The sequence below is a fragment of the Corynebacterium aurimucosum genome, assembly GCF_030408555.1.
Lineage (GTDB): Bacteria > Actinomycetota > Actinomycetes > Mycobacteriales > Mycobacteriaceae > Corynebacterium > Corynebacterium aurimucosum.
In genome coordinates, this window is record NZ_CP047048.1 from 1,457,819 (window position 1) to 1,469,564 (window position 11,746).

The window sequence follows — 11,746 nt, forward strand, 5'->3', positions numbered from 1 at the left end:
TTCTATCGACTCTAGTCAACCCCGGTTCGCAGGCGTGCGTTCGCCCTTATATCCTTATGGTCATGCAATCCGTGAACGTGTCGCTCCCCTCCAGCACCGGTACCACGATGGCCGGAACCATCGACTTCCCTGACTCCCCTCCGCAAGCCTTCGCCATCTTCGCGCACTGCTTTGCCGGCTCGCGCCATACCCCGGGCGCTGCCCGCGTGAGCAAACAGCTGACTAACTTTGGCATCGCTACCCTGCGCTTTGATTTTCCTGGCCTAGGCCAATCCGAAGGAAATTTTGCGGACACATGTTTCAGCCAGAATGTTGCAGATATCCAGGCTGCCGCTGACTGGCTAGCACAGAACTATTCCGCACCGCAGCTACTCATGGGCCATTCACTGGGCGGGGCTGCCGCTCTGGCCGCGGCCAACAACATTCGCTCCCTCAAGGCCGTGGCCACCATCGGCGCCCCCTTCGATCCTGCACACTCCGTGCTGCACTACGCCGACAAGATCGGCGAGGTCGACGCCAACGGTGAAGTCGAGGTCACCCTTGGAGGCCGGGCACTGACCATTTCGCGCCTCTTCCTCGAAGACCTTGCTGAGACCAACCCGGAGGACTATCTTCCGCGCCTGCGCAAGCCCCTCATGGTGCTACATTCCCCCATTGATCAAACGGTGGGCATTGATAACGCGCAAAATATTTTCCGGACCACGCGCTATCCCAAGTCCCTCGTCGCCTTGGATAAGGCCGATCACCTGGTGACTAAGCAGGGCGCGGCAGCCCGTGCCGCCGACCTCATCGGGGCGTGGGCGGAGCAGTTCATTGTTCCGGAGAACATTCCCACCCCAGTTGCTGAGGACTCAGCGCTTGCAATCCCGGCAGTTGGAACCAGGATGGGCGTCGTCGTGCGCCACAATGACCGATCGGTGAGCGCTGACCGCACGAAAAAGAACGGCGGCAAAGGCCAAGGTTTCACCGCGGAAGGCCTTCTTATGTCCGCTGTGGCTACGGCAAGCACTCAGGCCATCAAAGAAGCGGGCAAGGCGCAGAAAATGGACGCGAAGGTGCTCGAAGCGGTATCTGTCAGGGTTAGCCAAGAATCCGAATCTCGTTTCACACGTATGGTGACGCTTCCTGGCTCTCTGAGTGCCGATCAACAACGCGCGCTTGCCGACGCCGCCGCTTCCACCACCATCGACTCCCTCCTCGCTGTGGACATCGCCACCGCCGTGGCAACCACTGCAGAATAAGCCGCCCATGGTTGTTCTTAACCCACTTGATCCTGGCGCCCGCTGCCCCTGCGGTACCGGCCTAAGCTTCGGCGAGTGCTGCTCGCGCTACCATACCGGCACACCCGCCCCCTCAGCGGAGGCCCTGATGCGCTCGCGTTTCAGCGCTTTCGTCACCGGCGACGAGGATTATTTGCTGCGCACCTGGGACCCCGAAACCCGCCCGGAGCGCCTCGACCTCGCCGAAACCGGCATTCGCTTTTATCGCCTCGACATTATCGACACCGTCGCGGGCGGCCCCTTGGACCAGACCGGCATCGTTGAATTCGAGGCTTTCTATAAGGGAGCTGCCAAGGGCTCTCAACGGGAGCGCTCCTCTTTTCGCCGCCAAGGCGGGCAGTGGGTCTATTCCACCGGAGAGTTTTAGAGCCTTTAAAACAGAGGTTGAGCTGGGATTTGTCGAAGCGAATACCGCTGGTGTAATCTGTAGCAGTTGCACGAAATAGTGCGACGGCGGACTATGGCGCAGTTTGGTAGCGCACTACACTGGGGGTGTAGGGGTCGCAGGTTCAAATCCTGTTAGTCCGACAGTATTACGGCTGGTCAGAGCGATTCTGGTCAGCCTTTTCTCACGTTTTCCTTTCCCATCCTGAGGTGGACTAGCCGGCTAGTCCACCGTAACTCAGAACTTCAAAGTGCCTAATGTGTCGTCGCCAAGCAGCGCTGCCCCTATGTTTCTCCCCCTCATGGGCTAAAGAGCGTTTCTAACTAGGGCTATAACCTGGGTTGAGGCACTATTACAATTCATGGAATTGTTGTTGACCTACCTCGCTGTGGTGTTTGGCTGCGGCCTCATCGCGTGGGCAGTGCGCCTGCCTCCACTTATTGGATTTCTCGCCGCTGGCTTTGCGCTCAACGCCGGCGGAGTCGAGCATGTCGAAGCATTAAATCTATTCGCGGACATTGGCGTTACTCTCATGCTTTTCGCAATCGGGTTACGCCTCGATCTCAGGGCCTTAACTGATAAAGCTGTGTGGCTGACAGCCAGCGCACATGTACTCGTGATGACTCTGCTCGGAGCGGGCTTCATTACAGCACTCGGGGCTCTTGGTGTATTTGGGCCTACGAGCTTTTCGGTAGCTGTCAACATCGCCCTGGTACTGAGCTTCTCAAGCACCATCGTGGTCTTAAAAATCCTGCAGGACCGCGGCGATGAACAAGCCCTGTACGGAAATATCTGTATTGGCGTACTCATTATGCAGGACATCATCGCTGTTGCCTTCATGAGCATTCTCCGCGGGGAGCCGCCCAGCTTGACTGCCCTCTTGCTTGTACTCATCGTGCCGCTACTGGCATTGACAACGCGCCGCTGGTACAAGCTCGGCCACGGTGAGCTGGGCGCACTATTCGGCATCGTGATGGCCCTTCTGCCTGGTTATGCTCTTTTCGAATGGGTCGGACTCTCGGGCAGTCTGGGGGCTCTCATCATGGGCGTGGTTCTCTCTCGCTCCCCTGGGGCGGAACAACTCAGCCATTCACTGTTCACACTCAAAGAATTGCTGCTGGTTGGCTTCTTCGTCAACATCGGCTTCCTGGGCCTCCCGACGTGGCAGCACCTCCTTGACGCCAGCCTGCTCCTAATGCTTTTGCCTGTCCAGGGAATCGCCTACTGGGCCATCCTGTGGACACTAGGGCTGCGCAACCGTACTTCCGTCCTCGCGTCTTTGCTCCTGGCCAATTATTCCGAATTCGCGTTAATCATTGCTGCCCTCGGGGTGGAAGACGGCTGGCTGAATCAGCGCTGGCTACTTTCATTGGTTCTCGCAGTATCCTTGAGCTTCGTCATCTCCGCCATTTTCAACCCACAGAGCGTCTCGCGGGCCACGCACGTGGCCAAACGCTTACCTACGCGCCCACCGCACAAGATTCACCCGGAAGATCGTCCGATCGAGCTGGGGGATGCCCATGCATTGGTCCTTGGGGTCGGCCGCCTAGGACTTTCCTGTTACAAGGAGCTCACAGAGGTCTATGGCGCGAAAGTCTTAGGCGTGGAGCATGATCCAGCCCGGGTGCGCCACCTCCAAGAGCGCGGCTTCAATGTCGTGGAAGGCGATGCCACCGATGTCGACTTCTGGGAGCGTGTCAAGGACAGTCACCACATTGACATGATCATGCTTGCTATGCCCGCCCAGCACGCGAACGTCGACGCAGTCAAGGAGATCTTCGCCTCCGATATCAACCCCGAGGAATGCACCATTAGCTCGGTGGCAATGTACCGCGAGGACGTAGAAGACCTCGAGGAACTCGGGCTTAACGTCGTGGTGCATCTGCAGGACGGTGCAGGCGAATCACTGGCCGAACGGACCTTCACCGAAAACCAGATGCGGCGCCTGCGCCTGGCTGGTGAGCTCTAGGTCTACGACGGCATCGGAGCGGCGCCTTCCCACCCCGGCGGGCTTTCTCCTCCACGAGCTACACAAATGCACCTAGAAAATACGCATATCTCACCCGCCACAAAGTAACTTCACACGGAAGAACTAAGAAGAAAAATCTCCGCTTCCCCTTAAGGAAGTGGAGATTAGCCGTGATAACTGTTGCGGCCAACTAGGCACGCCGCACCGTCACGAGAGCGAAACTAGTTTGCCATACCGCTAAGGCTTCGCATGATGCCGCCAAATTCGATATCCATATACTGACTGAGGACTTCAAAAATGAAGTCCGAGTCATAACCACGCAATGGCCCCTTTGTGCTCAACATGGAAAGACCATGAGCACCCGCCCATACCGAAATAACTAGGGTGAAAAGCACCCACGGGGTGCGTGGTCCATCAACCTCATCGATAACCTCGCGCACAAGAGACATAATGAAGCCAAAAGCTCGTCCAAACTCGCTAAAGTCGCGCTCGAGCTCGACCGCTTTGTTTGCATTCGGGAGGAAATTATCTTCGAATGACATGGGGACGATTGGCCCAGATGCAATCTTGATCAGCGTCTCGAAACCTTGTGGGTCATACAGGGCATGTGAGACATACCCATAACCTGTGGCCTTAATCTTGGATACGGCACTAGCATCTTCAGGCAATGCAGCCACCTGACGGTAAATGAACTCATAGTTGATCTTGTCCAGATAGCGCTCAAGATAGTTAGCTAGTTCCTTATCACTTTCAAACAGGTGTTCAGCCTCTTGAACGCTGAGGCCTGCTCGATTCGCAGCTCCGCCGATGTACAGTCCGGTTACACCACGATCAAGAATCTCCTCGACAGCACCCCGAAGCAGCGCTGAACGCTGCTCTTCTTCTGTCGTGCGTGGAAGATCCTTAGCCTTTGTCAAAAGCGCTTCCGGCTGCTCCCCCACCAATCCATAAGGAATGGTGCGTTCAATTCGCTCACCTCTAAAAAACGGGTAAAGACCAACGCTGAGAGTATCCATAACAGCACTAAACGTCTGCTTCTTGGCTGCTGGCGAAAGGTAGCGCAAGATTCCTTCAGCAGCGAGCTGCGTTACGCCGTGCAAATGCGAGAAGATAGACAACGCTGAAAGCAGAGTCCCCCTTTGCATCGACCTCTCGGCCGCCAGATTCCCTTATAGCGTCTTCAGTCAGCTCAAAAAGCATCCGCATTATAGGGCACGTCTCGGCGCGCCCGCCTCGGTCACCAAAATCTTCCGCCTTCAGCCCCACCTGCGGCGTTGCGTGGACCGCAGTAAATGCTGCGAAGGCGGAAGGATCCTCAACCGCAAAAGAGAAATACGACAGAGCTGTGGCCCGGAGCTTGTCCACTGCAGTTGCGTTTTCAGGTAAGCGTTCTAGATGTAAATCAACTACTGAGGTCAATGCTTCATTGAGCGAATGCTTAGTAGCTTCAACAAGCTCAGCCTCAGATGCAAACAGTGCCCGTGCTTCCCCAAAAGGCACATCGACTTGATCTGCAACCTCCCGCAGGCGGACTTCATCAATACCCGCCTTGGCAATGACCCGGCCGGCTTGCTCAATAAGTAGCTGCCGAGAGGGGCGGTTACCGTGTTCCACATCTACTGAAGTAATCACGGTCATTAGCCTACCCAGGAATAGGTCAATTTTAATTCCATAAACGCAAGATAGGAAACTTTATAGAATATTCTCAGTTTCCTTCCTGGCCGCATCAGTCCGCAACTGAACCAAAACAGGTTGAACTATACATTAGTGTAAAACTTATACAGTCCTGCCCACTTTGTGGACAGGACTTTTTAGACTACTGGGCATGCCCTAGTCGCCCAAGGCTACCATGCCGGAGAGGCGGCTAGTCTTTACTTCTGCTCATCGCCCTCGGGAGCCTCAGCACCCTGGTTGCCGATACGCTCATCAAGCTGGTCACGCACAGAGTCAATCTTATCTGCCTTGTCCTCGCCCAGCTTTCCCTTAGCCAAGTCTGCACCCTTGTCCAGTGCGCTATCCGAAATCTGCTCACCCTTATCGGTGTTCAGCGCATCCTTTGCCTTGTCAAAAATACCCATTTCTACAGTCCTTCCTTTGCTTTACTGTTTCTAACAGTGCTGGCTTCCAACACCCGAAGGCACCTACACCAGAGCCGTGTTCACTATTGCGTGAAGCCTCCTTAGACTCCCCACGCAACGAACAGATGCTCTACGGTCGCTGCCTTCGGCGTGCGCGCCGACACACCCCCACCGTACCGACGCCCTGAGTTCTTCGCCACAGCGTTTATAAATTAACGCTGTCAACAGCGCATGGCAGTTTTGGAAAACTAGATTCTAAGAGTTTTAAGTATCTCTATAATGCCCCACCCCCACCATCTACCCCTTTTCGTTCAACAACTTGGTACGTGCCATCACCCTCTCATTTGTGAACGCCTGTACTCTAAGACACAATCCTTTTGTGCTCTTTTCACTCTTTGCCGCGGGAAACGAGTAAAGGGCCCGATGTTCAACGCCCCCTTGGTCCTTAATCTCTATAACCAACACACTAATCGCCACGATGTCTTCGTCTCATTCCTCCCCTGATTGCCTTCCTGCCACGCGCCCTCGCGTCACCGCACCATCCCCCGTAGAGCGCGCTTCCACCGATGTGGGGTCGGTTTTTGGGCTTGTATGGCCGGGCAAGGAACAAGCTGCTGCGCTGGCCAAAGAAGACTCTGTGAGCAAGCGAAAGCTCATCAGCGGCCGGGGTTCTTCCCCTAACAGTGTTAGTGTGGCAGATAATCTAGCTGCACTGAATGACTTTATTGAGCGGGGTATGCGCGCGGACATCATCTACATCGATCCGCCGTACAACACTGGTAAAGACTTTGTCTATCGTGACAACTTCCGACAGCGCCGCGATATGCGCTCAGAGCATTTTGGGCAGTGGCATGCAGAATGGCTTTCCATGATGCTGCCGCGCTTAATCCTGGCGCGTGAGGTGCTTGCTGACGCAGGCTTCATCCTCGTGTCAATCGGCGAATCAGAATCGGCCCATCTACGCCTCCTTCTGAATGAAGTTTTTGGTGAAGATTGCTTTGCTGGCCAACTCATTTGGAAGAAGGGCGGGACTGGCAAGAATGACTCGAAGTATGCTGTACTAGAACATGAATACATCTTGTGTTACGCCAAGTCCCCAGCAAATCCTGGGTTCAATGTGGATGTAGAGGCGCAGACCTCGACCCGCTACAACCACAGTGACGAGAAGGGCAACTACTCCTTAGTCCGATTGGACTCTAAAACTTTGGGCTACCTACCCAGTCTGGACTTCCCCATCGTCGCCCCCGACGGCCGCGAGTACTGGCCCCATCAACCAGAAGGAAAATCAAAGGTAGCTCGCTGGCGATGGGGCAAGGACAAGGTTGCTGAACACTACGAAGAATTGGTGTTCAGGCGTGGTTTTGTCTACACCAAAAACTATGAAAAGAAGGGTGCACGACCTCGTTCCATCCTGGATGGGCAGCGATTCGGAGTCACACGCACAGGCCGTCGCGATGCCGAAGAAGCTCTCGGCATCACAGGTGTCTTCGACTTCCCTAAACCCGTACGGCTTCTCAAGCACCTCATTGCCATCGCCGGTGGGCCAGACGCGGTAGTCCTTGATTTTTTCGCTGGCTCGGGGACAACCGCTCAAGCCGTCGTCGAGCTCAACCGCGAGGACGGTGGCCATCGCTCTTTCCATTTGGTGCAGATTCCCGCCCCCACAGAGGCCTCCAGTGCGGCGCGCCAAGCAGGCTTCGACACGGTTGCAGATATCTGTCTCGCACGAGTTCGCTCACTCGATGTGCCCTTTGACCACTTCACCCTGGACTAGCAAAACCGCGCAGTAACGCCCCCTAGGCCACGCCGTGCTCTTCGGTGCCTTCTGGGCGCCCGGGGATGCCAAAGAAATCCAGTACTGCATCGGTGGCGAATCCTTGTCCGACTTCGATTTTCGTGTCATTGTTTCCGCCCGGCCATACGTGAGATCCGCCTTCGATGCGGATGTGCTGTAGCGGTGCTTCACAGGCAGTCCAGGTCTCTCTAGTGGCACCGTTTGTCAGGCGCACGGAATCGACGTCCCCTCGACAGTCATTGCGCCGCTGATCCTGCCCGAGCACCTCTGCTACTGAAGAATAGGCAGTATCGTGGCGCACTCCGCCTTCGTAATTAACTACGGGATCTTTTGTACCGTGGATATCCAAACGGCCGACAGGTTTATCCAAACAATTCGTATGGATTCCTTCGTAATATGCCGCCGAAACTGTCGCTACAGATCGAAAGGTGCCCGGCATCCGGCAGGCCAGGAAGGCTGCGAACCCCCCGCCGTTGGACAGACCTGCGGCATAGATGGCGTTATCGTCCACCTCGTAAGTAGAACGCAGACTATCCACGAGAGAGCGAACGAATTCTAGGTCTTCTTCAGCGCTAGTAGCAGCGTAGGGGGCTGGCGCCCACGCGGCCTTCTCCCCCGCTGGGTAGGCAACGATGGCGTGAGCGGCATTGAATTGGGTGTACTGCTCCATATTCTCCGGAGAATCTGTATACCCGTGGAAAGATAGCAGCACCGGCCAGGAACGCTCAGGCGTGTAGTTTTCAGGCACATGGAGAAGGAAGCTCCGACCAGAGGCCAACCGAACTTTCTTCGTGTGTCCAGGCTCCGGGCCGACCAGCATAGGAGCTAGTGGGATACCGAGATCATTTGTCCACTCTGCTGGGGAGGTTGACGTAGGTGCTTCCTCTTCAGGCGAGCTGCACGACGCCAACGCCATGACAGTTGCCGCGACGGCGACAGACCCAGCGAGCGCACGCAACCGGCGCAGCCGCGTTGCGGAATCTTCGCCCATCATTCCCCTCGCCACATTCATTATCGGAAAATATCCTCGTCCACCTTAAAACATCCCACCAACATCCACGAACCTGCAGCACCACGGTAAGTTTGAGGGCATCATGAGCTCTTTGCCTTCCGACCCATCCGATTCCTTGGGCGTACCCTCTCCGCACCCACTACCCGAGCATTACCCCAGCTACCGGCACGCATCCGGAAAAGAATCTCCTAACTTCGGCACTGCTCAACAGCGGGTGCATTCTGCCCGAGCTTTCCAACAAGGAGCCGACGTCTACCACGATGCTCGTCCTGGATATCCGCCGGAAGTATCGCAACTTATTTCCTCTGCACACACCGTCCTCGACGTTGGGGCAGGAACCGGCAAACTGACCGAGTCACTGCACAATCCTGTCGTCTACGCCAGCGATCCTTCCCCTGATATGGCACGAGTATTGGCACGCCTGGGGATTCCCTGCTGGCGCGCCACCGCTGAGAACACAGCTGCGGATACCGCCTCCCTCGACGCCATCACCTGTGCTCAAACCTGGCACTGGGTCGATGTCGATCGAGCTTGTGCGGAATTTGACCGAGTGCTCCGCCCAGGGGGAAAAGTGCTTTTGGTGTGGAATACTCTAGACGTTCACGCTGACCCATGGATCCTCCGGCTCTCCCGCATCATGCATTCAGGTGATATCCACCGTCCCGGTTTCTATCCCGCTTTGAGCGATCCGTGGACGCTCCGTGAGGAGCTTCGCTTAACGTGGGAACACGAGCTGTGCCCCGAAGATCTGCATGCACTCATGCATACTCGCTCATACTGGCTTCGCAATGGAGCGAAAATCCATGAACGCATGACGCACAACCTCAACTGGTACCTCTACGAGCACATGGGGTTTAGCCCCGGACAAGCGCTGAGCATCCCGTACCGTACGGATGCATTCTTGTTGGGCCGCCATGGCGAGTAGTTCCGCCATGGCCAGGAGCGGGCCTTCGGCAGCCATGACAACTGTCATCACCGATTGGTGACACCTCTTCTACGCTGCAAATACTTCACAGCCATAGCGTGAAGATATGAGCACAACACCTACACTCCCGCCGGCCGTAGATGTCAGGGGCGTCGGCAAAGTCTTCAACGCATCCTCCCGAGAACCTGTTCCAGCGCTTCACGATGTCTCCCTCACCATTCAACGGGGTGAAATCGTCGGTTTGCTGGGTACGAATGGCGCTGGCAAGACCACGCTCATTGACCTCATCCTTGGGCTCACGAGTCCAACTTCAGGGACAATTAACGTGCTCGGCACCTCGCCAAAGGAAGCAGCGAAGACTGGACGCATCGGCGCGGTCATGCAATCCGGCGGCTTACTCCCAGATATCACGGTGAAGGAAACCCTCGAGCTCCTTGGCGCGGCTTTCCCATCCCACCGCCCATTAAAGGACATTATTGAGCGCGCGAACTTAGGCGATATTCTCTCGCGCCGGGTGGGGAAATGCTCCGGCGGCGAGCAACAGCGTGTGCGGTTCGGCTTAGCGCTGTTGGGGGATCCGGAGCTGTTGCTTCTCGACGAACCCACGGCCGGCATGGATGCCGCGGCTCGGCGTCACTTCTGGGAGGCCATGCACCACGAGGCTGAATCCGGCCGGACCATCGTCCTTACTACTCATTACCTTGAGGAAGCAGATTCTTTTGCCCAGCGCATCGTAATGCTCAACAAGGGCGAGGTTCAAGCCGACGGCTCCACGGAGGAGATCCGCAAATCTAACTCCACCCGGATTATTCGCGCCACCTTTCCCGATGGGCTGCCTGATTCCCTCTTGAGTGCTGATCTTCCGGGAGTTGTCCGCCTAGAACGCACCAAAACTGGCCTCACCATCACTACACGGGACTCTGACGCTGTGGCCCGCTTCCTGCTCACTAAAACTGCAGCTCGCGATATCACCATCGCTGGCCATAGCTTGGAGGATTCCTTCTTGGAGCTTTCCAACGCATCCCCGACTACCGCCAATCTTTAAGGAGACAACCACCATGAGCACACGCATGGCATCACCCAACCTTGCCGCCACGCTACGGTACGCCGGTCACGACCTCAAGCGATTGCGCCGCGACCTACCAACGCTCTTCTTTAGTATTGGGCTACCGATCATCTTCTACATTCTCTTCGGCGCGATGCAAGAATATGGCGACGTTGAGTTCAACGGCGGAAACGTTGCTGCCATGGTCATGATCGGCATGGCGCTCTATGCCGGTGCCACAGGTGCTGTAGGCGCTGCTGGCTCAATGATCGCAGAGAACCGCGCGGGGTGGGGCCGGCAATTGGCTCTTACTCCCCTGCAGCCTGTCCAGCTGGGAATCGCTCACTTCCTCAACATTGCGGTTCGAGCTATCTTGCCTATCGTCGCCGTTTTCATCACTGGGGCGCTGACCAAAGCCAACATGCAGCTGGAACAGTGGGTGCTGGCTTTTCTTGCTACCGTAGCCTGCGCCATCCCCTTCGGCTTCTACGGCATGGCTTGGGCCATGCTCATTCCATCGGAAAACAGTGTGTCCATTGCTTCCTCTAGCATAGTCATCCTAGCCTTTGCCGGAAACGTCTTCATGCCGCTCAAGGAAAACCTTCTTGACGTAGGACGCTTCTCCCCCATGTACGGCGCACAAGCTCTTGCTCGTTGGCCGCTGTCTGAAGGAGCTCAAATGATCAATGGCCATCAGCTTTTTATCAAAGATCCTCTCTGGTACGCATGGGTTAGTATCGCGGTATGGACAGTGGTTTTCGTCGGGACGTGCTTACTTCTTCGCAGCCGCGACAAAGACCGAGCATGATGCACAGCTTCAAGGCCCGCGATGCCGCCTTCGCCGCAGTCTGGCTGATATTTCTCCTTCCTGTACTGCTGCAAATCCTCTTCCAACCCACTACTTCTGCAGGACGGCGTTTCTGGGCAGTGGCAATCACCGTCGTCTTCTGCGTGGCCTATTCTCTTGCTTTCGGAACGTTGCACTCCTACCCACAGGAGTGGTCCTACCAGCGTCGCGTAGCTACGTGGTGGCTCATCCTCGCACTGCTAGCGCTTTTAGCTATTCCATCTCACGGTGTCTGGGCTGTGGTCTTCGCGCCCTACCTTGGGGCCTTAGTGTCCTTCACACAACCGCTCAAAACAGCGTCCACCATCATTGCCCTGACCGGTGCCGTAGTTGGTATCCCTCTTTGGTTTTACGCGGAGCAGCGCTTTATCGATTTCGCACTCATCCTCTTCGGGTAGCCGCTGCTCATC

General features: G+C 56.2%; 12 protein-coding genes and 1 tRNA gene. 9 read left to right on the plus strand and 4 right to left on the minus strand.

Annotated elements, in window-relative coordinates; all coding sequences use genetic code 11:
- The first annotated feature begins 62 nt into the window (after positions 1 to 62).
- The 4 genes from CAURIM_RS06825 to CAURIM_RS06840 all read left to right on the plus strand — a co-directional run bounded on the left by CAURIM_RS06825 (position 63) and on the right by CAURIM_RS06840 (position 3,634).
- The gene (locus CAURIM_RS06825; RefSeq protein ID WP_201828175.1) at positions 63 to 1,241 is read left to right on the plus strand and encodes a bifunctional alpha/beta hydrolase/OsmC family protein; all 1,179 of its coding nucleotides are present in this window, start codon (positions 63 to 65) and stop codon (positions 1,239 to 1,241) included.
- A 7-nt stretch (positions 1,242 to 1,248) separates the two neighbouring features.
- The gene (locus CAURIM_RS06830; RefSeq protein ID WP_070730043.1) at positions 1,249 to 1,647 is read left to right on the plus strand and encodes a YchJ family protein; all 399 of its coding nucleotides are present in this window, start codon (positions 1,249 to 1,251) and stop codon (positions 1,645 to 1,647) included.
- A gap of 87 nt (positions 1,648 to 1,734) precedes the next feature.
- Positions 1,735 to 1,808, plus strand: a tRNA-Pro gene (locus CAURIM_RS06835).
- A gap of 218 nt (positions 1,809 to 2,026) precedes the next feature.
- Positions 2,027 to 3,634 carry a cation:proton antiporter family protein gene (locus CAURIM_RS06840; RefSeq protein ID WP_070445130.1) on the plus strand — a complete coding sequence of 536 codons (1,608 nt, stop codon included), beginning with the start codon at positions 2,027 to 2,029 and terminating at the stop codon, positions 3,632 to 3,634.
- A gap of 221 nt (positions 3,635 to 3,855) precedes the next feature.
- Here the strand turns inward: CAURIM_RS06840 and CAURIM_RS06845 are convergent, their stop codons facing one another.
- The 3 genes from CAURIM_RS06845 to CAURIM_RS06855 all read right to left on the minus strand — a co-directional run bounded on the left by CAURIM_RS06845 (position 3,856) and on the right by CAURIM_RS06855 (position 5,712).
- A complete protein-coding gene (locus tag CAURIM_RS06845; RefSeq protein ID WP_253587832.1) occupies positions 3,856 to 4,752 on the minus strand; it encodes a hypothetical protein in 897 nt (298 codons plus the stop codon).
- On the minus strand, positions 4,706 to 5,272 hold the full coding sequence (locus tag CAURIM_RS06850) for a TetR/AcrR family transcriptional regulator (RefSeq protein ID WP_236659269.1): 567 nt from the start codon (positions 5,270 to 5,272) through the stop codon (positions 4,706 to 4,708). The genes CAURIM_RS06845 and CAURIM_RS06850 overlap by 47 nt, the downstream gene beginning before the upstream one ends.
- 233 nt (positions 5,273 to 5,505) lie before the next feature.
- Positions 5,506 to 5,712, minus strand: a complete 207-nt coding sequence (locus tag CAURIM_RS06855) for an antitoxin (protein WP_070445127.1) — start codon at positions 5,710 to 5,712, stop codon at positions 5,506 to 5,508.
- 478 nt (positions 5,713 to 6,190) lie between these two features.
- Between CAURIM_RS06855 and CAURIM_RS06860 the strand changes: the two genes are divergently transcribed.
- Complete coding sequence (locus CAURIM_RS06860) at positions 6,191 to 7,486, plus strand: site-specific DNA-methyltransferase (protein ID WP_371441030.1); 1,296 nt, start codon at positions 6,191 to 6,193, stop codon at positions 7,484 to 7,486.
- A 22-nt stretch (positions 7,487 to 7,508) separates the two neighbouring features.
- Here the strand turns inward: CAURIM_RS06860 and CAURIM_RS06865 are convergent, their stop codons facing one another.
- Positions 7,509 to 8,519, minus strand: coding sequence for a CE1 family esterase (locus tag CAURIM_RS06865; protein WP_236659268.1), 1,011 nt, complete (start codon positions 8,517 to 8,519; stop codon positions 7,509 to 7,511).
- A gap of 82 nt (positions 8,520 to 8,601) precedes the next feature.
- Here CAURIM_RS06865 and CAURIM_RS06870 point away from each other — a divergent pair, with 82 nt between their 5' ends.
- From CAURIM_RS06870 to CAURIM_RS06885, 4 genes are all read left to right on the plus strand, one after another.
- Positions 8,602 to 9,444: a class I SAM-dependent methyltransferase gene (locus CAURIM_RS06870; protein ID WP_070717254.1), complete on the plus strand. Its 843-nt coding sequence runs from the start codon at positions 8,602 to 8,604 to the stop codon at positions 9,442 to 9,444.
- Positions 9,445 to 9,550: 106 nt separating this feature from the next.
- Positions 9,551 to 10,489 carry an ABC transporter ATP-binding protein gene (locus CAURIM_RS06875; protein ID WP_070644628.1) on the plus strand — a complete coding sequence of 313 codons (939 nt, stop codon included), beginning with the start codon at positions 9,551 to 9,553 and terminating at the stop codon, positions 10,487 to 10,489.
- Positions 10,490 to 10,502: 13 nt separating this feature from the next.
- The gene (locus CAURIM_RS06880) at positions 10,503 to 11,297 is read left to right on the plus strand and encodes an ABC transporter permease (RefSeq protein WP_144657482.1); all 795 of its coding nucleotides are present in this window, start codon (positions 10,503 to 10,505) and stop codon (positions 11,295 to 11,297) included.
- Positions 11,294 to 11,734 (plus strand): hypothetical protein, encoded by a 441-nt coding sequence (locus tag CAURIM_RS06885; RefSeq protein WP_236659267.1) that lies wholly within the window; start codon positions 11,294 to 11,296, stop codon positions 11,732 to 11,734. Before CAURIM_RS06880 ends, CAURIM_RS06885 begins: the two co-directional genes overlap by 4 nt.
- Positions 11,735 to 11,746 lie beyond the last annotated feature (12 nt).